The organism is Cellulomonas sp. McL0606 (assembly GCF_058248365.1).
In genome coordinates this window covers 2,819,326-2,841,909 of the sequence record NZ_CM177779.1, presented here as the reverse complement: position 1 = coordinate 2,841,909, position 22,584 = coordinate 2,819,326, and the positions used below count along the sequence as shown (strand labels likewise).

The window sequence follows — 22,584 nt, the reverse complement described above, 5'->3', positions numbered from 1 at the left end:
CGGTGCTCGCGCTCGTGGGGGTCGCACTGGCGCTGACGGCGTGCTCGGCGGGTGGCGGCTCGGACACCGCGTCGTCGAGCAGCGCGGAGAAGGTGACGCTGACGGTGTGGCACTACTACAACACGGACGGTCAGGTCGCCGGGCTGCAGAAGCTTCGCGGACGCGTTCGAGGTCGACCACCCGAACGTCACGGTCAAGTTCGAGTACGTCCCGGTGGAGCAGATGACCACCAAGACGGTCACAGCGGCCGGCGCGAAGAAGGGCCCCGACGTGCTCGTCTTCGGTGCGTCCGGCACCTACCCGCTCGCACAGTCCGGCGCGATCGAACCCATGGACAGCTGGTGGGACACGTTCGCCGACAAGGGCCAGTTCCCCGCCGGCGTCATGCAGAAGGTCGACAACAAGCTCTACGGCGTCCAGGGCTACGTGAACCTGCTCGGCCTCTGGTACAACCAGGATCTGCTGGACCAGCTCGGCGCGAAGGTACCCACCACGATCCCCGAGATGGAGGACACCATGGCCAAGGCCGTGGCGGCGGGCAAGCAGGGCATCACGCTGACCGGCAAGCCCGGGCTCGAGAGCCAGTGGCAGGGGTTCCCGTGGTTCACGTCCGACGGCTTCTCGTACGGCGACCCCCAGGCCGCACCCATGGCCAAGACCTACTCGATGCTCCAGGACTGGACGGCCAAGGGCTACCTGTCGAAGGAAGCCTCGACCTGGGACCAGGCGGTCCCGTTCCAGCAGTTCGCCGCCGGCAACTCGGTGTTCGCCGCCAACGGCAACTGGCAGATCGGTGCCGCCAAGGAGGCCAAGTTCACGTACGGCGTCGCTGAGCTTCCTCTCACGTCGGACGGCGGAGTGCTGCTCGGCGGAGAGGTGCAGAACGTCGGCGCCTTCTCGAAGCACAAGGAGCTGGCCGAGGAGTTCCTCGAGGACTCGTTCTTCTCCGTCGACGGCGAGATGACGCTGCTGGACTCGTTCGGCTCGATCCCGGCCCGGGCCGACGCGGCCTCGTCGCCGAAGATCAGCGACGACCCGCTGCTGAGCACCTTCGTCGACATCGTGCAGAAGCAGGGTCGGCCCTCGCCGAGCCCGCAGGTGCCGTCGAAGAACGTCGATGCCGTCGAGACGTTGGTCGGGAACTACTGGAGCAAGGCCGTGGCTGATCAGGGCGCCCCAGATGCGCTCGCCGACGAGCTCGTGACCCAGCTCCGTGCCGCTCCTGAAGGACTGACGGCTCGATGCAGATGCGCGCCCTCCCGAAGGAACCCTCCTCTCCTCGGGGGTTCGCGCATGGACCCTCCTCGTCGGGACACGCCATCCCGACGAGGAGGGTCACCACCCGGCGGGACCGCCGCCTCGCCTTCGCGATCCCCGCGGCAGCGCTGCTCCTCGCGCTGGCGATCTGGCCGCTCGTCCAGCTCGGGGTGATGAGTCTCCACGAGGTCACGGCCGCCACGCTGAACAACGAGTGGCAATGGGTCGGGCTCGGCAACTTCTCCGCCGTCCTGCACGAGCCGGACCTCGTCAGTGTCGTCCTCAACACCCTGGCGTTCGTGCTCGTGGTCACCGTGATCGGCATGGTGGGCGGCTACGTCGTCGCCGTGTCCATGTCGTCCTCGACCCGCGGCGGCTCGTTCCTGCTCGGCATGATGGTGTTCGTCTGGGCCCTTCCTCCCGTGGTCAACGGATCGATCTGGAAGTTCCTGCTCGCGGACAAGGGCCTGCTCAACGAGACGTTCCGGGCGCTGGGTGGGACGACGAGCATCGGCTTCCTCTACGACCGGCACCTGGCGCTCTGGTCGGTGGCCCTGGTCAACGCATGGGCGGTGGTTCCTTTCAACGCCCTGATCCTGCGGGCGTCGTTGCTGAGCGTGGACCCGCAGGTGCTCGAGGCAGCGGAGATCGACGGCGCAGGCCCGTGGCAGCGGATCCGCTACGTGCTGACGCCCTCGGTGCGCCCGGCCGCGACCGTCCTGACCGTCCTGACCGTCGTATACGCCTTCCGGAAGCTTCGACTTCATCTACGTCATGACGGCCGGTGGACCCGGCACGTCCTCCACCACGCTGCCGTACCTCGCCTACGTCCACGCGTTCATCGAGCTCGACTACGGGCGGGGCGCCGCTGCGGCCCTGCTCGCCCTCGTCGTCGTGCTGGCGCTCGCGCTCGTCTACGCCCGCGACGTCCGTCGCAACGAGGAAGGAGCGCCGTGACCCGCGCTCGTCGCGAACCGGTCGCCTTCACGATCCGGACGTTGCTCTACCTCATGTACGGCCTGCCGCTGCTCTGGATCGTCCTGACCTCGCTCAAGAGCCAGGACGAGGTCCTGTCCTCGCAGGCCTCCTTCGTCTTCACCCCGACTCTCGACGCCTACCGGGCGGCGATCGCGGACCCCGCGCTGGTCGACTCGCTGCGACAGTCGGTGATCGTCGCGGTCGGGACGTCGGTCATGTGCCTGCTCTTCGCTGTCCCAGCCGCCTACGCCCTTGCTCGGGTGCGGTCCGCCGTGGTCGTCCCCGCCCTGGCTGTGCTGGTCGTCCTGCAGATGGTGCCGCAGACCGCGAACCTCATCCCGCTCTTCTGGCTGCTCTCGAAGTGGGGTCTGATCGACACGACACGTGGCCTGGTCCTCGCGGACGCCGCGTTGTTCCTGCCGTGGGCGATCCTGCTCCTGCGCCCGTTCTTCGGGGCCATCCCGGTCTCCATCGAGGAGGCGGCGCGCATCGACGGTGCCGCTGCCGTGCGCTCCTTCCGCTCGGTCGCTCTGCCGCTCGCGCGCAACGGCGTGCTGACGGTCGCGTCGATCGTGTTCCTCGTCTCGTGGGGCGAGTTCCTCTACGGGATCACCTTCATGCTCTCGCCCGACAAATACCCGCTCAGCGCCCTGATCGCCGTGCAGTCGGGCGCGTACGGCGTCGACTGGCCCGCGATGATGGCGTTCGCGGTGGTGTCGGCCGTGCCGGTCTTCATCGTCTACGTCGCGAGCTTCCGGCTCCTGCGCACCGGGTTGACGATGGGCGCGGTGAAGTAGGCCGCGCCCGAGGTCGGCGCGGCGGGGCGTTCGAGGAAAGCGCAAATGCCTCGACGCCGACGCCGACGCCGGCGACGGCTCCGGTCGGCAGCCCGCGTCGCTTGTGATGGTGGGCTTGGCTCGAGGCGCCGGCCGGACCGCGCTCTGAACGACACCAATGATTGCGCACGTGCTCGGCGCCTGGCGGGTCGGCGCGTGTCCTTACGGATCGCGTGATGAGGCGGCCACCGGCGGAACCTGCCAGCGCGACGATCGTCGTCTGCCCCGATGGCCCGATCCTCGTTCGAGGTCCCATCGCCATCGTCGACGCGGCCGGTCGGCCCGTCCCTCGACGACGTGCGATCGTCGCGCTGTGCCGCTGCGGTGCGTCGGCGATCAAGCCCTACTGCGACGGGACCCACGAGGCGATCGGCTTCACGGCACCGTGCGACCGCCCCGGCAGCTGAGCGGGGCCGGGTGTTCTTGGAGGACGCCGATCGACACCGGTGCAGCAGCGCCCTCGATCGTCAGCGGTACTGCAGCCGCCACAGTCGCGCGTAGCGCCCTTCGGCCTCGACCAGCTGGTCATGGGTGCCGGTCTCCACGACGTGACCGTGATCGAGCACGATGATGCGGTCGGCCCGCATGACGGTCGAGAGGCGGTGGGCGACGATCAGCGTGGTGCGCCCTGTCATCAGGCGGTCGAGCGCCTCCTGAACCTTGACCTCGGACTCCGAGTCCAGGGCGCTCGTCGCCTCGTCGAGCACGAGGATCCGCGGGTCGCGGATCAGCGCGCGTGCGATGGAGATGCGCTGCCGTTGCCCGCCGGACAGTCGTGCCCCGCGTTCGCCGACGTGCGTGTGCCAGCCGTCGGGCAGGGCGTCGACGATCTCGAGGGCGTTGGCCTGGATCATGGCGTCGCGCATCCGGTCGTCGCTGATCGTGCCCAGCCCGTAGCTGATGTTGTCGCGGATCGACCCCTCGAACAGGACCGACTCCTGCGGGACGACGGAGATGTGTCGCCGGACCGTGCGCAGGTCGAGCTCCTCCATGTCCTGCCCGTCCAGCAGGACCCGGCCCTCGGTGGGTCGGACGAACCCCAGCAGGGTGTTCATCAGGGTCGACTTGCCGGAGCCGGAGGAGCCGACGAACGCCACGGTCTCACCGGCGGCGATGTCGAGGTCGAGGTGGTCGAGCGCGGGTTCCGCGCCCCCCGGATAGGTGACGCTGAGCCGCTCGAGCCGGAACGTGCCGGTGACGTCGGCCACCGCGCGCTTTCCCTCGTTGCGCTCGAGGTCGGGGTCCTCGAGGAGCTCGGCGACCGACCGGACCGACTCACGGCCGCGCGCGACGATCGGCATGAAGCTGAGGACGGTCATGACGGTGCCCGTCAGGGTGGTGAAGTAGGTGGCGAGCAGCACGACCTGACCGGCCGTGATCGGCACGATGCCGAGGACGGACATGGTCCCGGCCAGGATCAGGCAGCCGACCGCGAGCAGCTGCATGACGACCCAGCTGAGCGCGCCGAAGTGGCCGTTGAGCATGTCGAGGCTCAGGCCCCGGCTGCGGACGGCTTCCGCGTCCTGCGCGATGCGGTCGATCGCGACGTCCTCGAGCCCGTGCGCACGAGTGATGGGCATCAGGGTCGCCATCTCTCCGACGCGCCGCGAGAACTGTTCCATCTGGATGCGGAACTGTTCGTTGCGGCGGTGCGAGCGCAGGCGCATCGTCCACCACACGCCGATCCCGCAGGGGATGGTCAGGGCGAAGATGGGCAGGAACTGCGGCACGCTGATGGCGGTCATGACGACTGCACCGACGAAGACGACCACGGCCGAGCCCAGGGGGTTGCCGACCTGGGAAAACATCAGCTCGATGTTCTCGACGTCGCGCACGACCTTGCTCTGCAGCACGGCGGCGCTGGTGCGCCCGTGGTACCCGATCGAGAGCATCTGCATGCGCACGGTCATGGCGTTGCGCAGGTTCGCGCCGAGCGTGCGGACGGTGCCCATGTAGATGCGCGTGAACAGCACGTGCATCGGGTACACCTGCAGCAGCAGCACCGCGGCGACGATGCCCAGGTAGCCGATCGACGAGGCCGGCCCACCGGCGACGACGATGTCGATGACACGCGCCGTGATGACGGGCAGCAACCAGAGCGCGCTGTCCTTGACGACGAAGATCCCCGCGACGCCCCCGAGGCGAGCCCGGAACGGCCGCAGCAGCCGGAGCAGCGCACGGCCGGGGTGCTCGGGGTCGAGGACGACCCCACGGGGGTCGTGGTGTGACGGGCGGGCCGGGTTCTGAGACATCAGATCCTGAGAGTCGCGACGGGTGTGCCGGGTTCCGGCGAGGGTGGATGACGTGACGGCGAGCAGCCGCCGTCGGAGACGACGGGACCGGTCAGCGAGGGGCCGGAGCGGTCGTCCCGCGCACGACGAGGCTGGTGGGCAGGTGGATGTGGTCGACGGCGAGAGGTCGGCCCTCGATGAGCGACGCCAGGGCGCGCGCTCCCGCCAGTCCCATGTCGCGCAGCGGCTGCCGGACCGTCGTCAGCGCCGGGTAGGTCTGGGCGGCGCGTGGGATGTCGTCGAAACCCACGATCGACAGGTCGCGCGGGACGTCGAGCCCGAGGGCGCGAGCCGCGTCGATCGCGCCCAGCGCGATGAGATCCGCGCCGGCGATGATCGCGGTCGGTCGGACCCGGTCGATCAGCTCGGTCGCGGCACGCTGGCCGCCGGCGTGGCTGACCCCGGAGTCCGCGGTCATCTCGTCACCGACGTCGATCCCGGCCAGCCGCATCGCGTCGAGGTAGCCGTGCCGCCTCGCCTCGGTGCTGTCGAGCTCCTCGTCGCCACGGATGAAGGCGATCCGGCGGTGCCCGAGCGCGAGCAGGTGCTCGGTGCCCGCACGCATCCCGCCATAGTTGTCGACCGTCACCCGCGGCAGCGGGACGTCGAGGTGGCGTGGGTCGACGACGACGACCGGCACGCGCAGGCCTCGGACGTACTCCACGGTGTCGGGCTCGAGCTGGGGGGCGACGAGCAGGATCCCGTCGACGAGCTCACGCGCGAAGAACTCGATCCGCTCGCGCTCGCGGGCCGCGTCGACCGAGACGTTGATGAGCAGCTCGCGCTCGTCGTCCATCAGGTCCTCGGCGATGCCGCGGATGATCTCGTGGCTGTACTCCGAGATGAGGTCGAGCGAGACGACGCCGATCTTGCCCGTCCGACGGTTGCGCGCCGACAGGTTCGCCGGGTAGCCGAGACGCTCGGCAACGGCCAGGACTCGCGCACGCGTGGCTTCCGACGCTCCCGGGCGGCCGTTGACGACGTTCGACACCGTCATCGACGAGACCCCGGCCTCGGTGGCGACCTGAGCGATGGTCACCCTCGATGCTGGCATGGGCAGAGTGTGCCACCCGGGCGCGTCGGGATCGACGCGACGGGCACGCGTCATCGTCTCGGGCGCCGTCGTCACGTCGACCTCATGCCGACACCGGTAGCTCGACGGTGACGAACGAGTGGCACGGGATGCTCACCCGCAGCAGGCCGTCGCTCACGGCGGCGTCGCGGGCGCGCGGTGCCACGGCGTGCTTGTCGCCGATCGTGTTGTGCGCTCCGGCGGAGGCGCTGGTGAGGATGCGGGCGGTCGGGGTGCCGACCTCGACGCCGCGCAGGTCGATCGTCACGTCCACGTCGTCCGTGGCGTGCGCGTTGGTGAGGGAGATGAGGACGTGGCCGTCCTTGGTGCTCGCGGACGCACTGAAGGTGGCGACGGCCGCGTCGCCGCTGGTGACCTTCGGCACGGCCGAGGTGAACGCGAGGGGGAGTGACCGTGCGTCCTGGTGACCCTTGTTCATCTCGAACACGTGATAGGTCGGGGTCAGCACGAACTCGTCGCCCTCGGTCAAGATCATGGCCTGCAGGACGTTGATCGTCTGCGCGATGTTCGCCATCACGAGCCGGTCGGCGTGCCGGTGGAACGCGTCGAAGTGGAGCCCCGCGACCATCGCGTCACGCAGGGTGTTCTGCTGGAACAGGAAGCCGGGGTTGGTGTCGGGCTCGACGTCGACCACGTGCCCCACTCGTCCAGCACGAGACCGATCTTCTTGGCCGGGTCGTACGCGTCCATCACCGCGGCGTGCCCCGCGAGGAGGCCCTCGATCCGGGATGCCTCGGCGATCGTGCGGTAGTACTCGGCCTCGTCGAAGTCGGTCGCACTGCCCTTGCGCTCCCACGGGCCCGGGACGGTGTAGTGGTGGAACGAGATCGCCTGGAACGTGCTCTGCCCCTCGCCGACCTGCTTGCCCGAGCCGATCTGGAAGCCGAGGGACCGCATGAGCACGTCGGTCCAGCGGTAGTCGTCGCTCGACGCGCCGGCCGCGATCCGGTAGAGTCGTTGCCGTTGTGGTCGCGGCTGTAGAGCCCGAACTGTCGTGCCACCTGCGCGTACGCCTCGGGGCTGAAGCCGCCTCCGCAGCCCCACGGCTCGTTGCCCAGGCCCCAGAAGCGGACCGTCCACGGCTCGTCGCGACCGTTCTGGCGGCGCAGTCTGGCCATCGGGCTGTCGTCGGCCCGGGTCAGGTACTCGACCCACTCGCCGGCCTCGCGGACCGTCCCGCTGCCGACGTTCGCGGACACGTACGCGTCCGCGCCGAGCAGCTCGCACAGCGCCATGAACTCGTGGGTGCCGAAGCTGTTGTCCTCGACGACATCGCCCCAGTGGGTGTTGACCATCGTGGGTCGCTCGGGTCGCGGACCCGTGCCGTTGAGCCAGTGGTACTCGTCGGCGAAGCAGCCGCCCGGCCAGCGCAGGTTCGGGATGTCCAGCGCGCGCAGCGCCTCGACGACGTCGGTGCGGATGCCATCGACGTTCGGGACGTCGGAGTCGGGTCCGACGAAGAACCCGCCGTAGATGCAGCGCCCGAGATGCTCGGCGAAGTGCCCGTACACGTGCCTGCTGATGGTCGGCCCAGGGAGGTCGACATCGATGACTGCGCTGACCTGCACCGTCGACCCGGTCGTGGCGGCGTTCACGGTCATCGGTGTGCTCCCTCGGTGTCGTTGACCTCGCGCCAGACGGCGCGGCTCTCCAGCCGGACGGAGTCGACCGCGGCGAGCGGCTCGCTGCTCGCCGAGCGCCGTGCCGCGGCGTCGGCTGGGAGGTGGACGGGCGAGTCCGCCGCCATCGGCAGGACGCGCAGCTCGATCGTCGCGCCGGGCCGAACGGCGCGGTCGGTCGTGTTGACGATCCAGGTCGAGCCGTCCCAGAAGCGGTCCGCGACGACGGTCCCGTCGACGACGAGTCGGCGACGTCGCCCGCCCACTCGATGACGAGACAGGCGTCGGGGTCGGCCGCGGCCGCAGGGAGGTCGAGGCTGTACACGGCGGCGTCCGCGGCGACGATCGAGGCGGACGGCGCCGACGGGCGGCCGACGAAGGTGCCGTAGCCGCCAGGGACCAGTGGGCTCGCGGCGCGGACCCGCTCGGGCGTCAGTGAGAGAGACGTGACCGCCCCGCCGTGGTGGGCGAGCGGGACGCAGACGAGCGAGCGGCGTGCCGGGTCGTAGGACCTGACGCCGGGCGTGGTGCTCGCCGAGCGGACCTCGACGCGACCGGTACGGTCCCAGGTCAGCTCGTCGGTGCTGAGCAGCAGCCTCCGCGGCGAGTCTCCGGAGCCCTCCTGCACCCACACGTCGCTCGCGAGGTCGTGCGGGAGCACCAGCAGGTCGAGGCGTGCCCCGCTCGCGTCGGTCAGTCGCACCGGTGTCGACGACGCGGCGACGACGTGCACGCGGGTCCCCGATCCGTCGACGTCGGACTGGTCCGGCGCGGCGGCACCCTCGACGAGGGTCGATGCGGGGACGGCGAGCTCGACCGGGATGCCCCGGTCCTCGACCGCCACGAGCGTCGTGACGGCATCCGCCCCGGCGGCGGGAAGCAGCGTGAGCGCTGAGGCGGTGAGCCAGTGCAGAGCCACCCCGCCGATCTCGAGCCGGACGGGCCAGTGCGCGAGGGTCCCGGTCGGGACGTCGATCGCGCGTGAGGGGAGGTGGACGGTGTCGGCATCGAACCGCACGGCGAACCGGGCCGCTTCGTACGGCGCCAGCGCGACGAACGGCTGGTGCCACGAGACGAACAAGAAGCCTCCCTGACCGTCGCCGCGGAACGCCCAGCGCAGGGTATCGACGTCCTCCCAGTCGCGCGGCACCTCGTCGGGCAGGTGTGAGGGCGCGGCGGCAAGCCGGTCGCCGAAGGCGTGCAGGAACGCGTTCTGGCGACGCAGCTCGGCGTGGCTCGCGCTGAGTCGGCCCGCCTCGCCGATCGGTGCGTGGAAGTCGTAGCCGAGTGCGGGCATGTCGTTGGGGTAGCCCGTGGCGTGCGACTCCTGGGTGCCGCCGGCGGGGTTGGTCCCGCCCGCGTACATGTAGTAGCCCTGCCAGGCCGAGCCGTTGCCGATCTTGTTGTGCGCGACGGCGGCGATGTCGAGCGCGGCCGGACGCGGCCGACGGTGGTACGCCGTCGCCATCCCGCCGCCGAGCTCGCAGGTTGCCGGCGGGAACCAGAGCGAACCGATGCCCTCGCGCGCAGCGGCGCCGTCGGTCTCCGCGTGATGGAGGTCCGAACCGATGCCCGGGTCGTCCCAGATGTGCGAGAAGTAGAAGTGCTCGCGGAACGAGGGGTCCCAGGGCTCGTCCGGGTCGACCCAGAAGCCGTCGCCGTAGCCGCCGAAGAGCGGGAACACCTCGGGATCCGGTAGCTGCGCGCCGCCCCACGCCGTCGAGGTCCAGAACGGTGCGCTGAACCCGTTCGCCCGGGCGAGCCGCTTGAGCTCGCGGATGTGCTCGGGCTGGTCGTAGAGCCGTTCTCGAGCTGGATGCCCAGCACCGTGCCGGGTTCGCACCGTCCGTCGAGGGCGACGGCCAGCTGGCCCCACCACTCGTCGACCAGGTCGAGGTACGCCGGGTCGTTGGTGCGGTGCTCGACCGGGGTGGCCTGAACCCAGTCGGGGAAGCCGCCGTTGCGCATCTCGCCGTGCGCCCAGGGCCCGATCCGAAGGACGAGGTCCAGGCCGGCCGAGCGCACGACGTCGACGAACGCGCCGATGTCCAGGTTGCCGTCGAACCGAGGCAGACCGCGCTCGGGGACGTGGTGCAGCCAGGGCACGTAGCAGGCCACGGTCGAGATGCCACCGGCCCTCATCTGCTCCACCCGCTCGGCCCAGCGCTCGCGCGGCACCCGGGAGTAGTGGATCTCGCCCGAGACCGGGATCCACGGGGTTCCCCCACGGCGCAGCCCCTGGTCCGTGCAGCTCGAGACCCGGGCGCCGGTCCTCGGCGTTCGCCATCGCCGGGCGGCGCGCAGCCGCGGTCCAGCCCCGGGTCGAGATGGCCAGGAGGGGCAGCGTGGTGGAGGAGGTCGTGCGTGGCGTTGGCATCGCGGGCGGCTCGGCTTCTTCGTCGGTGGGAGTTGCTGGGAACGTCGCACATCGGCGCTGGCTGTGCGTCCGAACGTACTTTAGCGATGCTTAATCGTAACTTGACAGCCATTCGAGCGACTCATACTGTAACCGATCACAGGTCGGACTGTAACCGATCACAGGCGGCGCGACGAGTGCTCAGCCTTGGACCAATGGCGGTCGAGGAGTGGCGATGCGACAGAGCACGGGCGAAGGCACCGCTGACGCTGCGGTGAGGTTCGACGGACTGTCGGACGCCCTCGCCACGGGCCTCCCGGCAGAGCGCCCGCGCCGACCGACGATCCACGACGTGGCGCGTGAGGCCGGGGTGTCGTACGGAACCGTCTCCCGCTACCTCAACGGGGGTAAGTGGGTCGGCGAAGCGAGCACCCAGGCGGTCGTCGCGGCGATCGAGAAGACGGGTTACCGCGCCAACAGGTTCGCCCGGTCGCTGGCGACGGGGAAGTCGTCCACGGTGGTCTTCCTGCTGACCGAGCCGCAGGATCGCCTGTTCGGCGACCCGAACTACCCGGTGATCCTGCGTGCGGCGACGGAAGCTCTCGACGAGCGCGACATGAGCCTCATCCTCATGACGGCCAGCACCGACCATGAACGTCGGCGCGCACTGGAGTTCGTCTCCGGTGGTCACGTCGCCGGCGTGCTCCTGATCTCCTCGCACGCGGGCGACCCCATCCTGCCGGAGCTCGTGGCCGCAGGGGTCCCGACCGTGTCGTGCGGGCGTCCGTCCAGCTGGGAGCACGCGATCTCCAGCGTGGCCGCGGACGACCGTATCGGTGCCCGCGAGGCGGTCGCGCACCTCGCGTCGACCGGACGCCGGCGTATCGGGATCATCACGGGTCCGCTCGACCTCGCTGGTTCCTTGGACCGCGTCGACGGCTACTACGACGCTCTCGACGCCGCCGGGATAGCCCGGGACGAGCGACTCGTCGTCGAGGGCGACTGGAGCAACGCGGGCGGTCGCGCCGGCGCTTCACGCCTCCTCGAGGCTGTGCCCGACCTCGACGCGGTCTTCGCGTCGAACGACGTGATGGCGGTCGGAGCGGTCGCGTCGCTGCGCGCTGCGGGCCGCTCCATCCCCGAGGACGTCGGCGTGGTCGGTTTCGACGACGCCGGTCAAGCGGCGACGTGCGACCCGCCCCTGTCGACCGTGCGTCAGCCGTTCGCCGAGATCAGCCGAGAGATGGTCCGGTTGCTCGTCGAGAGCGAGCCGGGTCACACCACGAATGTCCGCGTCTCGACGGGCTCGTCATACGCGAGTCGTCCGCGCGGCAGTACTCCCACCCAACCCCGCTCATCAACCAGGCACGATCCACCGAAAGGGGACACTGATGTCCAACTCGACCAGGTCTAGCCTCCGGAGGCGAGTTCGTATCGCCACGGTCGCGCTCGCCGCGGGCACCCTCGCCCTGGCGGGGTGCTCCGCCGGCGGCAGCAGCAACGACTCCGCCAGTGGTGGCTCCACCGGTGGGGTCACCACCGTCACCGTGATGTACCAGACCTCGGAGTTCTCGAAGGACGACGTCGCCGCCTTCGAGAAGGACAACCCCGACATCAAGATCAACTTCATCGAGTACGACGAGACCCGTCTGAACGCCATGATGACCGCCGGCGACCCGCCCGACTTCGTGCGTGGCAGCCCGAGTGCGAACCTGTTCGCCCGTGGGCTCGCGACGCCGCTGGACGACTACGTGGCCAAGAGCAAGGTCCTGACCAAGGACGACCTGCTGTCCGTCAACGACATCTGGCGCTGGGACGGCAAGAGCCGCGGCCAGGGCAAGCTGTACGGCATCATCAAGGACTGGAGCCCGGACACCACGATCTGGCAGAACGAGAAGCTGTTCACGGACGCCGGAGTTGCGCCGTTGAGCACGACGGAGTCGAGCAACTGGGACGACATCCTCGCCAAGGCCAAGGAGCTCAAGGCCAAGGGTGTGGAGATCCCGCTCGGGATCGAGTGGCAGTGGGGGGTTGCCTCGCTGATCCAGACGATGATCGCCCAGCAGGGCGGCAACATGTACAACGCCGACTTCTCGAAGATCAACCTGCAGACGCCCGAGGCCGAGCGCGCGATCCAGTGGCTCATCGACTACGGCAAGGCCGGCGTCGGGCCCACGAGCCTCAACCCGCTGCCCGACGGGCAGGACGGACCCGCATTCGCCTCCGGCCGGATGGCCATGACGATGGACGGCTACTGGTTCGGCGGGAACCTGCAGGCGCAGGAAGCTGCCGCGGTCGCGGCGACCTCCTCGATGACCCCTGGTCCGACGTTCGGTGACCGGATCAGCCCGGTCTTCGGGGGCGTCGGTGCCTGGATCCCCGCGAAGTCCAAGCACAAGGACCAGGCGTGGCGGGTGATGGAGTACTTCATGGGAGGCGCTCCGGCCGTGGCGCGGTCGAGCTCGGGCTGGGGGCTGCCGGTGCTCAACTCGCTGTGGGCGAACCTGCCCACCGCTCAGCCCTTCCAGAAGGCCGCGATCGAGACGGCCAAGGCCGAGGTTCCCTTCTCCAAGAACCTGCCGGACTCGCCCTACGCCTCGTTCACGTCCGCGAACGACGTGATCGACAAGGCGCTGCAGGAAGCGATCAAGGGCAGCACGAGCGCCGCGGACACGGCCAAGACGATCGAGACCGAGGTCGACAAGCTGCTCGCCCAGGGCAAGGACCAGCTCGGATGACGACCAGCTCCCTCGTGGAGCAGGCCACGGCCGTGAGCGTCAACGCTCGCGGCCGTGGCTGGCGGCGCTACCGCACCTCCACGTTCTACCTGTTCGCATCCCCGTGGATCATCGGGTTCCTGCTGCTGACGCTGGTCCCGATCCTGTATGCGCTCGGCCTTAGCCTGACGAACTACGACGGTGCGTCATCGTTCTGGCGGTTCGTCGGGCTCCGCAACTACTCGCAGGTCCTGACCGACTCGAAGGCCTGGTCGGCGCTCCTGCGCACGCTGCTGTACACGGTGATCGTCGTCCCGCTGAGCGTCGCCGGCGGCCTGGGCCTGGCCATCCTGGTCAACCGTCGGATCCGCGCCCGGGGCGTCGTCCGGGCGATCTTCTTCCTGCCGTCGGTGGTCCCCGTCGTCGCCGTCGCCATCACGTGGCGGCTCATCTTCAACCACGACGCGGGCCTGCTCAACGGCATCTTGACCTTCGCCGGTCTGGACAAGGTGAACTGGCTCGGCGACCCGTACGCCTTCTACGCCCTCATCTGCATGACCTTGTGGGGCCTGGGCGGCGGAATGATCATCTCGCTCGCCGCGCTGCAGGGCGTTCCGGTCGAGCTGGAAGAGGCGGCCCGGATCGACGGCGCCAGCAACGGGCGCATCACCCGGAGCATCGTGGTGCCGATCATCTCGCCGGTGCTCTACTTCCAGGTCATCACCGGCATCATCGCGTCCCTGCAGATGCTCGTGCAGCCCCTCCTGCTCGCCGAGACCAACAGCATCTCCTCCGTGGCCTCCGTGCCGCAGAGCACGACGCTGTACATGGTCCAGGTCTACAAGGAGTTCTTCCTGAACAACCGGTTCGGCTACGGCTCGGCGATGCTCTGGGTCTACTTCGTGTTCATCCTCCTTCTCACGCTGCTGCTGCAGCGGGGGAGCAAGCGGTTCGTCTTCTACCAGACGTCCGCCGGCAACGACTGATCGAGAGCGCTGAACCATGACCCAGATCGCAGCGGACTCCGTGCACGCACCCACCGCCGACATCCCCGGCAAGACCACCGGACGTCGACGAAGCAGTCGCGACGTCCCGCGCAGCCAACGGGCGTCCGCATTCACCTACATCATGGTCGTCGTCGCGATCGCGCTGCTCGGCATCCCGTTCCTGTGGATCGTCCTGACCGCCCTCGCCAGCCCGGCGCAGCTGTCCCAGGGCGCTGGTGCGCTCCTGCACGTCGACGCGTACTGGCAGAACTTCAGCGACGCCGTGACGATGATCAACTTCGGCGCCTACACGATGAACTCACTGTTCCTGTCGACGCTCACCGCCGTCCTCACGACGGCGACGAGCGCGACCGTGGGCTTCGCCTTCGCCCGACTGCGCGGCAAGGGCCAGAACCTCCTGTTCACCATCGTGATCGCGTCGATGATGATCCCGTCGATCGCCACGCTCATCCCGACCTACGTGCTGTTCGCCCGCCTCGGCCTCGTCGGCACCTACTGGCCGTGGGTCATGTGGGGCCTGGCCGGGACGCCCTACCTGATCTTCCTGTTCCGGCAGTTCTTCACGTCCATCCCGATGGAGCTCGAGGACGCGGCGATCATCGACGGCTGCGGGTGGTGGCGCACGTACGTGCGCATCTTCCTGCCGCTGTCGCGACCGATCATCCTGACCTCGCTCATCCTGTCGTTCACCTGGACCTGGGGCGACTACCTCGCGCCCTCGCTGCTGCTCAACATCAACAACACGACCCTGGCCGTCGCCACCGCCTCGGGATACCTCGACCCCCACGGAAACGGCTTGCTGACCGTCCAAGCAGCCGGCGCGATCCTGTACCTCGCCCCCGTCGTCGTGATCTTCCTGTTCACGCAGCGCTTCTTCATGGGCGAGTCTCTGGGCTCCGGCGTCAAGGGCTGACGATGAAGCCGCTGTACCGCGATCCGATCTTCGACGGGGCAACCGATCCCGTCGTCATCTGGAATCGGCAGGAACAGTGCTGGTGGATGGTGTACACCAGCCGCCGCGCGTTCGGACCGCCGGTCCCGGGGGTCCAGTGGGTGCATGGCAGCGCCCTGGGCGTGGCGTCGTCCGACGACGGCGGCGCGACGTGGACCTACCGCGGCGACATCTCCGGCCTCGACACCGAGTGGGGGCGTTCGACCTACTGGGCGCCGGAGATCATCGACGACGGCGCGAGCTACCACATGTTCGTCAGCGTCGTTCGCGGGATGCCGGACGACTGGCCGGGCCACGAGCGACTCATCCGGCACTACACCAGTCCCGACCTGGTGGACTGGGCGTTCGAGTCGACGCTGCAGCTCTCGTCGAGCTCGTCATCGACGCCTGCGTCGAGCCACTGCCGTCCGGCGGCTATCGACTCTGGTACAAGGACGAGGCCGACGACAGTCACACGTGGGCGGCCGACTCGGCCGACCTACGGGCCTGGACCGTGCTCGGCAGGTCGTTCGACGGGCCGTCGCACGAAGGACCGAACGTGTTCCGGCTCGACGGCATCTGGTGGATGCTCGTGGACGAGTGGCACGGGCTGCGGGTGCTGCGCTCCGACGACCTGCTCACGTGGGATCGGCAGGGGCTGATCCTCGACCGCCCGGGGAGCGGGGTCGATGACGGCGGCTATGGCTATCACGCCGATGTCGTCGTCACGGGGGACCGCTCGGCGGCGATCTTCTACTTCACTCATCCCGGACGTGTCGCGGGTGTGCCGGATCTGGACTACCGGCAGCGGCGCTCCTCGGTACTGGCCGCACCGCTGCGCGTCGTCGACGGGACGTTGGCCTGCGATCGCGACGCGTCGTTCGAGGGTTCCCCGCTCCCGGCCGGCGTGTAGTGCAACAGGTGAGAAGCCGGTTGCGTCAGTCGACGGCGTGCACCTCGACCCACCATCGCAGCGGTGTGCCCGGGCTGAGCAGCGGGCACGTCCCGAGATCCGCTGCGACCGCGAGGGAGTCCGCGAAGCCCAACGTGGGTTCGATGGCGATCACCGGATGCTCCGCGTAGGCGCCGTCGTCGAACCACAGCCCGAGGTAGCGGCACTCCGGCGACCATGCGAAGCGCAGCCGCGACCCGTCGGGCTGGACCAAGGTCGCGGACGAGACGCGCTCGGCCGGGTCGACGTAGAGCTTGCGCCACGCTCCCGCGGGCACGTCGGCAAGCGTGAGCAGGTCGGGCCGCCACGGGACCCGGGGTCGGGCGGGGTCGAGCACATCCACGAACGCCGCGGGCGTAGGGCTGAGCTCGATGCGCGTCCCGGGCACCGCCGCGAGCTGCGGGTGCGCGGCCCAGAGGAACGGCACGGGCCGATCGGTGGCCCGTGCTGTGTAGGTGAGCCGGATGCCGCCATCGGTCGTGGCCGATGCTGCGCGCCGAAGCTCGTACGGCCACGACGCGCCGTAGGTGACGAGCGCGGTGCCGGCGGCATCGTGCACGACGTCCCAGGCCACGTCCCAGGCGTCACCGTGGTCCGGCAGCTCCCGTCCGTCGACGGTGCACGCGTCGATCGTCGGGGCGCACTCGTCCCAGCCCGCCATCTCAGCCTCGCCGAAGGGCAGTCCCGTACGGATCCCGTCGCGGGTCGACTGCGAGAGCCATTCGCGGCCCCGGGCGTCTCGCAACGACGTGACCTTTGCGCCGCGATCTGCACGCACAGACATCGTCAACGGCCCGGAGGTGAACCTGTGCCGGTCCGCACCCATGTGCTGGCGTCCTCTCGATCTGCGGCAACGCGCTCCGGACTCTCCCATCCGCGCGGTCGAGTTGCGTTCTAAAGTGTACGACTAAAGTTTGTAGCGCCTCTGCCGATGGTTCTTGACCGAAATGCAGCCGTCGCAGGGAACAGCCGCGGGGCCTCCCGCGGCCGTGTGAATCATCCATGCCATGCGCCGCTTGACCCATACCCGCGCGGTCGGGCGCGTCGTACCGTCGGGCGGATGGACAGTGTTACGCCCCGCATCGAGCTGCCGTCGCCTCCGCCCGACCAGGCCCGGCTCCTCGAAGCCGGCGGCGTCGCCTGCTGGGAGCAGGCCGTCGACATCCGGACCTACGAGCCGGCGGCACCTGATCCGTTCCCGATGTTCTTCGACCGGCGCGTCTACCAGGGCTCGAGCGGCGTGCTCTACCCCCTTCCGTTCGTGGACCGGATCGAGGCCGAGCCCGTGACGCGCTCCTGGCGGGCGATCCACCTCGAGAACCGCTGGGTCCGTCTCATGCTCCTGCCGGAAGCTCGGCGGGCGCATCCACGTCGGTTACGACAAGACCCGCGGCTACGACTTCTTCTACCGCAACAACGTCATCAAGCCTGCCCTCGTCGGCCTCGGTGGGCCCTGGATCTCTGGCGGCGTCGAGTTCAACTGGCCGCAGCACCACCGGCCGGCGACCTACCTGCCGGTCGAGACGAGCATCGAGCGGTCCGACGACGGCGCGGTCACCGTGTGGCACAGCGACGTGGACCCGCTCCAGCGGATGCGCGGCACCCACGGTGTGGTCCTGCGCCCGGACGATGCGGCGGTCGAGGTCGTCGTTCGCCTGTTCAACCGCACCGACGAGCCACAGACCTTCCTGTGGTGGGCCAACGTCGCGGCCGCGGTCCACGAGGACTACCAGTCGTTCTTCCCGACGGACGTGCGTTACGTCGCCGACCACGCGCGCCGCGCGGTGACCGCCTTCCCCCAGGCCGACCGGCCGTACTACGGCGTCGACTATCCCGGCCTCGCGTCGACGAAGCCGGGCGCCGACAGGCTCGACCGGTACTCGAACATCCCGGTGCCGACGTCGTACATGATCACGGACACGAGAGACAGCTTCTTCGGCGGGTACGACCACCGGGCAGGTGCGGGGTTCGTGCACTGGGCGGACCGGAACATCGCCCCCGGCAAGAAGCAATGGACATGGGGTGACGGCCCGGTCGGGCACGCCTGGGATCGTCTGCTCACCGACGGTGACGGGCCGTACATCGAGCTCATGGCCGGGGTGTTCACGGACAACCAGCCGGACTTCAGCTATCTGGCCCCGGGCGAGACGCGTCGGTTCAGCCAGTTCTGGTACCCGGTGCAGGACGTGGGGGTCGTCCACCAGGCCACCCGCGAGGCCGCGGTGAGCGTCGAGGTCGCCGATGGCATGGCCCGCGTCGGTGTAGCAGCGGCCCGGGAGCTCGACGTGCGGGTGGTGATGAGGTGCGGGGCCGACGTGCTCTGCGACGAGCATGCCGTCGTCGCTCCCGGCAGACCCCACGTGTTCGTGATCGCGGTGCCGGGGTGCGTCGTGCGGGACGAGCTCGAGGTCGTCGTCCGGGAGGACGCACGGGAGGTCGTCGCCTGGCGGCGGCACGCGGAGGTCTCGGAAGGGGAGCCGTGGTCCGCGACGGAACCGCCCCGGCCCGATCAGATCGACACCGTGGACGAGGCGCTGCTCACCGCTGCGCACCTGCGGCAGTACCGGCACCCGACCCGCGCTGCGCTGCCCTACCTGCGCCGTGCGCTGCAGATCGATCCGGGCGACTCCGGTGCCCACCTCGCGCTCGCGGAGCTCGCGCACAACCGCGGGGAGTATGCCGATGCGCTCGAGCACCTCGATGCGGCCGCCGCCCGGATGCTGCGGCGCAACCTCAACCCCCGCAGTGGTGGCAGCTGCACTACCGTCGCGGCCTCACGCTGGAACGCCTCGGCAGGACGGCCGACGCGATCGACTCCTACGCGAAGTCGGCCTGGGACGGCGCGTACACCGTGCCCGGTCATCTGGGTGCCGCGCGCGTCCTGCTGCGGACGCGCGTCGATCCCGAGGGTGCGCTCGAGCACGCCCAGGCCGCTGTTGCCGACGACCCCTGGCACAGCGGTGCACGGGCGGCGAACGTCGTCGCGCTGCGGCGCCTCGGCCGCGGCGTGGAGGCGGACGAGCAGGTTGCTGAAGGAGCGGTGCGCGACCCGCTCGACCCGCTGCTCGCTTCCCTCGGGCAGCGGCTGGACGTCGTCGATCCACGGACCTACCTGCTCGTCGCGGCCGAGCTGAACCGCATGGGCGAGAGCGACTCGGCTCTCACGTGGGCCGACCGCGCGGTGGCCCTCGGGGCGACGCCGTTCGGCAACCCCGGGCCTGTCGCGTGCTACCTGCGCGCGACCGTGCTCGATGCCGCCGGGGAGCGCGACGCCGCGCAGCGCGAACGCAACCGCGCCGCACACGTCGACCGCACCCTCGCGTTCCCGGCGGGCCTGGACGACCTCGACGTGCTCGTCGCGGCCGTCGCGCACGGCGAGCGCGCCGGCGTCCCCGACGCCACCGCGCTCGGGCTGCTCGGCTGCTGGCTCATGGGCGCCGGTCGAGGCGACGACGCTCGCACGACGCTGGAGGCCGCCATCGCGGCGGGCGCCGACGACGCGGTCGTGTGGCGCAACGCCGCGATCGCGACCGCGAACACGACGGGGGACCTCGAGCTCGCCAACGCCTACCTGGGTCGTGCCGGTGCGGTCGCCGGCCCGCTGCCGCGGCTGGCCTACGAGCGGGACCTGCTCGCGCGCCTGCGCGAGGTCGGGCCGGAGCGCCGGCTCGCCGACCTGGAGGCGTCCGGCACCGACCTGCTCGCACGCGACGACCTGGCGATCGCCCATCTCGGCCTCCTGGTGGACGCCGGGCGGGAGCAGGAGGCGCTCGAGATCGTCACCACGAGGACGTTCCAGCCGTTCGAGGGCGGCGAGGGTGCGGCGATCGCCGTGTACGACCGGATCTGCCTGGCCGTGGCGGCGACCCTGCTCGAGCGCGACCCAGCAGCGGCCGCAGCGATGCTCGACGGCGGCCTCGTGCCGCCCGAGAATCTGGGCGAAGGTCGTCATCCCGCGGGACCTCTGGCCGCGCGACTCGTCGCCGCGGGGGAGGCCCACCGCCGCGCGGGTCGAGGCGAGCTCGCCCGGGAACGCTGGCGTCAGGCGCGCACCGGCGGTGGGCCGTCGGCCGTCGCGCCACGGTCTGCGCGGGAGGACGACTACTGGGTCGGCGTCGCGCACAACCTGCTCGGCGAACGGTCCGAGGCCGAACGCGTGTGGGTCGCCCTCGACGCCGCCGCGGACGAGCTCGACGGCCCCGCACGCGCGCCCGACTACTTCGCGACGTCGCTGCCCGACCTGCTGCTCTTCGCCGTCGAGAGCGATGTCGGCCGGCGCCGCCTCGCTGCGGCGTTGCGCGCGGCCGCATCGTCCGGGCGTAAGGGGGTTCGAGCCTCCATCAAGGCAGGCGGATGAGCGGGAGATCCACCGAACGTCCATGTGCGGCGTGAGTCCGCCCATGTCTGCCGCCGATCGGTACCGCTTTCATAGAGTGGCTTCGATCCGGGCAACTAACGACCGCCGTGGAGGCACGGCAGAGGGAGACGTGACCTTGTCCCGCGCATTCAGCATGACCGACGGATGCCTGGTCTGGCGCGGCGGCGGCGAGACGCTCGTCGTCGAGCCGTGGGGGCACGACAGCGCCCGCGTCCGCTCAGCCATGGGCCAGATCTCCGACACCGACTGGGCCCTGCTGCCCGCGGCGGACCGCGGCGAGGCCTCGTTCGAGGTCGACGGGGACACGGCGACGATGACCAACGGCAGGCTGCGCGTGGTCGCGACCGCCCACGAGGGCCTGGACTGGCAGACGGGCGCGCCGGCCCTCGACTGCCGGCTGTCGTTCCACGACTCGGACGGCCGCCTTCTGTTCGCGGAAGAGGATTCCGGTGGTGCCCTGAAGCGGAGGGCGCGCACGTACGTGCCCCTGCCCGGGGGCGCCCACCGAGCGACACTGTCGTTGCGAACGCCCGAGGACGAGCATCTCGCGGGTATGGGCCAGTACCAGCAGGACCTCCTGGACATCAAGGGTGCGACGTTCGAGCTGGCACACCGCAACTCCCAGGCCAGCGTCCCGTTCGTGGTCTCCAGTGCGGGCTACGGCTTCCTCTGGCACAACCCGGCCATCGGCTCCGCCACCTTCGCCACCAACGGGACCCGGTGGACTGCGGAGGCCACCCGCCAGATCGACTACTGGGTGACTGCCGGCTCGAGTCCCGCGGCGATCGCGAGGCGGTACGCGGAGGCGACCGGGCACGTGCCGATGATGCCCGAGCACGGCCTGGGCTTCTGGCAGAGCAAGCTGCGCTACAGCAACCAGGAGGAGCTTCTCGAGGTCGCCCGTGAGCACAAGAGGCGAGGTCTCCCGCTCGACGTCATCGTGGCGGACTTCTTCCACTGGCCGCACATGGGCGACTTCCGGTTCGAGGAGGAGTTCTGGCCGGACCCTGCCGCCATGGTCAGCGAGCTGGAGTCCCTCGGGGTGGAGCTCATGGTGTCGGTGTGGCCGCAGATCTCGCTGGATTCCGAGAACTTCGCGGAGATGCAGCGGCGGAACCTGCTGGTCCGTGCACAGCGGGGGATCGACGTCCAGATGTGGTTCGGCGGGCCGAGCCGGTTCATCGACACGACGAACCCCGAGGCCCGAGCCTTCCTGTGGGACCGGTGCCGGGACGGCTACGCCAGGCACGGGATCAGCACGTTCTGGCTCGACGAGGCCGAACCGGAGTTCGGCGTCTACGAGTGGGATGCGTACACCTACCACGCCGGACCTGCGGTCGAGGTCGCGAACATCTATCCCCAGGGCTTCTCCCGGGCCTTCCATGACGGGCTCACCGCGGAGGGCGAGACCCAGATCGTCAACCTCGTCCGGTGCGCCTGGGCCGGTTCGCAGCGGTACGGCGCGCTGGTCTGGTCCGGTGACATCCACTCGGACTTCCCGACGATGCGCCGTCAGCTGGTCGCCGGCTTGCACATGGGCGTGGCCGGCATCCCGTGGTTCACCACCGACATCGGCGGGTTCGGGGGCGGTCGAACGGACGACCCCCAGTTCCACGAGCTGCTCGTTCGTTGGTTCCAGTTCGCCACCTTCCTGCCGGTCATGCGACTGCACGGCGACCGGCAGCCCGCCCGGGACGTCACCGCCGCGGACGGATCGCTCCGCAACCCGACGGGTGCTGGGAACGAGTCTGGTCCTTCGGGGAGGCCGTCTACGGCGTCCTTTCTCGCTTCGTCAGGCTCCGCGAGCTGTTGCGTGACTACACGCGCGAGCTGATGGCTGCGGCCCATACCGACGGACAGCCGGTCATGCGCGCCCTCTTCCACGAGTTCCCGGACGATTCGCAGGCGTGGTCGGTCGCGGACCAGTACCTGTACGGACCGTCGCTGCTCGTCGCGCCGGTCATGGAGGCCGGGGCCATGACGCGATCGGTGTACCTGCCGGCGGGAGCGTCGTGGACGTCGCTGCAGACCGGTGAGACGCACGACGGCGGTACCTGGCTCGACGTCGTGACACCGCTGGAGACGATCCCGGTCTTCGCACGGGACGGGGCGCTCGGCGAGCTGATCGGCAACGTGTAGCGCCGACGAGTGTCGCCCCCGGGTCTTTCG

General features: G+C 69.9%; 17 protein-coding genes and 1 pseudogene. 12 read left to right on the top strand and 6 right to left on the bottom strand.

The features are described 5' to 3' along the window. Positions 1-213 precede the first annotated feature (213 nt). The 3 genes from AC38ZX_RS14460 (at position 214) to AC38ZX_RS14450 (ending at position 3,478) form a co-directional block, all read left to right on the top strand. Positions 214-1,431, top strand: a complete 1,218-nt coding sequence (locus AC38ZX_RS14460; RefSeq protein ID WP_491294968.1) for a sugar ABC transporter substrate-binding protein — start codon at positions 214-216, stop codon at positions 1,429-1,431. After that, positions 1,431-3,032 (top strand): ABC transporter permease, encoded by a 1,602-nt coding sequence (locus AC38ZX_RS14455; RefSeq protein WP_491294967.1) that lies wholly within the window; start codon positions 1,431-1,433, stop codon positions 3,030-3,032. The genes AC38ZX_RS14460 and AC38ZX_RS14455 overlap by 1 nt, the downstream gene beginning before the upstream one ends. Before the next feature lie 215 nt (positions 3,033-3,247). Further along, on the top strand, positions 3,248-3,478 hold the full coding sequence (locus AC38ZX_RS14450; protein WP_491294966.1) for a CDGSH iron-sulfur domain-containing protein: 231 nt from the start codon (positions 3,248-3,250) through the stop codon (positions 3,476-3,478). Between the two features lie 60 nt (positions 3,479-3,538). Here AC38ZX_RS14450 and AC38ZX_RS14445 read toward each other — a convergent pair whose 3' ends face one another. From AC38ZX_RS14445 to AC38ZX_RS14425, 5 genes and pseudogenes are all read right to left on the bottom strand, one after another. Further along, complete coding sequence (locus AC38ZX_RS14445; protein WP_491294965.1) at positions 3,539-5,323, bottom strand: ABC transporter ATP-binding protein; 1,785 nt, start codon at positions 5,321-5,323, stop codon at positions 3,539-3,541. A 91-nt stretch (positions 5,324-5,414) separates the two neighbouring features. Next, positions 5,415-6,416, bottom strand: a complete 1,002-nt coding sequence (locus AC38ZX_RS14440) for a LacI family DNA-binding transcriptional regulator (RefSeq protein WP_426592583.1) — start codon at positions 6,414-6,416, stop codon at positions 5,415-5,417. Between the two features lie 82 nt (positions 6,417-6,498). Beyond that, positions 6,499-8,056 (bottom strand): annotated as a pseudogene (locus AC38ZX_RS14435) (alpha-N-arabinofuranosidase). Beyond that, entirely contained in the window at positions 8,053-8,340 is a 288-nt protein-coding gene (locus AC38ZX_RS14430; RefSeq protein WP_491294964.1) for a hypothetical protein, read from the bottom strand. Before AC38ZX_RS14430 ends, AC38ZX_RS14435 begins: the two are co-directional and overlap by 4 nt. Positions 8,341-8,767: 427 nt before the next feature. Then, positions 8,768-10,252, bottom strand: a complete 1,485-nt coding sequence (locus tag AC38ZX_RS14425) for a beta-galactosidase (protein WP_491297437.1) — start codon at positions 10,250-10,252, stop codon at positions 8,768-8,770. Between the two features lie 413 nt (positions 10,253-10,665). Between AC38ZX_RS14425 and AC38ZX_RS14420 the strand changes: the two genes are divergently transcribed. The 5 genes from AC38ZX_RS14420 to AC38ZX_RS14400 all read left to right on the top strand — a co-directional run bounded on the left by AC38ZX_RS14420 (position 10,666) and on the right by AC38ZX_RS14400 (position 15,998). Next, a complete protein-coding gene (locus AC38ZX_RS14420; RefSeq protein WP_491294963.1) occupies positions 10,666-11,844 on the top strand; it encodes a LacI family DNA-binding transcriptional regulator in 1,179 nt (392 codons plus the stop codon). Then, positions 11,822-13,168: an extracellular solute-binding protein gene (locus AC38ZX_RS14415; protein ID WP_491294962.1), complete on the top strand. Its 1,347-nt coding sequence runs from the start codon at positions 11,822-11,824 to the stop codon at positions 13,166-13,168. Before AC38ZX_RS14420 ends, AC38ZX_RS14415 begins: the two co-directional genes overlap by 23 nt. Continuing rightward, positions 13,165-14,133 carry a carbohydrate ABC transporter permease gene (locus tag AC38ZX_RS14410; protein WP_426592578.1) on the top strand — a complete coding sequence of 323 codons (969 nt, stop codon included), beginning with the start codon at positions 13,165-13,167 and terminating at the stop codon, positions 14,131-14,133. Before AC38ZX_RS14415 ends, AC38ZX_RS14410 begins: the two co-directional genes overlap by 4 nt. Before the next feature lie 16 nt (positions 14,134-14,149). Continuing rightward, on the top strand, positions 14,150-15,067 hold the full coding sequence (locus tag AC38ZX_RS14405; RefSeq protein ID WP_426592577.1) for a carbohydrate ABC transporter permease: 918 nt from the start codon (positions 14,150-14,152) through the stop codon (positions 15,065-15,067). A 577-nt stretch (positions 15,068-15,644) separates the two neighbouring features. Further along, on the top strand, positions 15,645-15,998 hold the full coding sequence (locus AC38ZX_RS14400) for a glycoside hydrolase family protein (RefSeq protein ID WP_491294961.1): 354 nt from the start codon (positions 15,645-15,647) through the stop codon (positions 15,996-15,998). 25 nt (positions 15,999-16,023) lie between these two features. Here the strand turns inward: AC38ZX_RS14400 and AC38ZX_RS14395 are convergent, their stop codons facing one another. Then, a complete protein-coding gene (locus tag AC38ZX_RS14395) occupies positions 16,024-16,782 on the bottom strand; it encodes a hypothetical protein (RefSeq protein WP_491294960.1) in 759 nt (252 codons plus the stop codon). A 619-nt stretch (positions 16,783-17,401) separates the two neighbouring features. Between AC38ZX_RS14395 and AC38ZX_RS14390 the strand changes: the two genes are divergently transcribed. The 4 genes from AC38ZX_RS14390 to AC38ZX_RS14375 all read left to right on the top strand — a co-directional run bounded on the left by AC38ZX_RS14390 (position 17,402) and on the right by AC38ZX_RS14375 (position 22,554). Beyond that, positions 17,402-19,171 carry a DUF5107 domain-containing protein gene (locus AC38ZX_RS14390; protein WP_491297436.1) on the top strand — a complete coding sequence of 590 codons (1,770 nt, stop codon included), beginning with the start codon at positions 17,402-17,404 and terminating at the stop codon, positions 19,169-19,171. Continuing rightward, complete coding sequence (locus tag AC38ZX_RS14385) at positions 19,078-20,394, top strand: hypothetical protein (RefSeq protein ID WP_491294959.1); 1,317 nt, start codon at positions 19,078-19,080, stop codon at positions 20,392-20,394. The genes AC38ZX_RS14390 and AC38ZX_RS14385 overlap by 94 nt, the downstream gene beginning before the upstream one ends. Before the next feature lie 154 nt (positions 20,395-20,548). Continuing rightward, positions 20,549-22,249 carry a glycoside hydrolase family 31 protein gene (locus AC38ZX_RS14380; RefSeq protein WP_491294958.1) on the top strand — a complete coding sequence of 567 codons (1,701 nt, stop codon included), beginning with the start codon at positions 20,549-20,551 and terminating at the stop codon, positions 22,247-22,249. After that, positions 22,249-22,554, top strand: coding sequence for a hypothetical protein (locus AC38ZX_RS14375; protein ID WP_491294957.1), 306 nt, complete (start codon positions 22,249-22,251; stop codon positions 22,552-22,554). Before AC38ZX_RS14380 ends, AC38ZX_RS14375 begins: the two co-directional genes overlap by 1 nt. Positions 22,555-22,584: the final 30 nt, after the last annotated feature.

Bases quoted from the DNA above. Each gene is read 5' to 3' on its own strand.
- AC38ZX_RS14455 (WP_491294967.1), top strand. From the start codon at position 1,431: ATGAGTCTCCACGAGGTCACGGCCGCCACGCTGAACAACGAGTGGCAA.
- AC38ZX_RS14450 (WP_491294966.1), top strand. From the start codon at position 3,248: ATGAGGCGGCCACCGGCGGAACCTGCCAGCGCGACGATCGTCGTCTGC.
- AC38ZX_RS14445 (WP_491294965.1), bottom strand. From the start codon at position 5,323: ATGTCTCAGAACCCGGCCCGCCCGTCACACCACGACCCCCGTGGGGTC.
- AC38ZX_RS14440 (WP_426592583.1), bottom strand. From the start codon at position 6,416: ATGCCAGCATCGAGGGTGACCATCGCTCAGGTCGCCACCGAGGCCGGG.
- AC38ZX_RS14420 (WP_491294963.1), top strand. From the start codon at position 10,666: ATGCGACAGAGCACGGGCGAAGGCACCGCTGACGCTGCGGTGAGGTTC.
- AC38ZX_RS14415 (WP_491294962.1), top strand. From the start codon at position 11,822: ATGTCCAACTCGACCAGGTCTAGCCTCCGGAGGCGAGTTCGTATCGCC.
- AC38ZX_RS14410 (WP_426592578.1), top strand. From the start codon at position 13,165: ATGACGACCAGCTCCCTCGTGGAGCAGGCCACGGCCGTGAGCGTCAAC.
- AC38ZX_RS14405 (WP_426592577.1), top strand. From the start codon at position 14,150: ATGACCCAGATCGCAGCGGACTCCGTGCACGCACCCACCGCCGACATC.
- AC38ZX_RS14380 (WP_491294958.1), top strand. From the start codon at position 20,549: ATGACCGACGGATGCCTGGTCTGGCGCGGCGGCGGCGAGACGCTCGTC.
- AC38ZX_RS14375 (WP_491294957.1), top strand. From the start codon at position 22,249: ATGGCTGCGGCCCATACCGACGGACAGCCGGTCATGCGCGCCCTCTTC.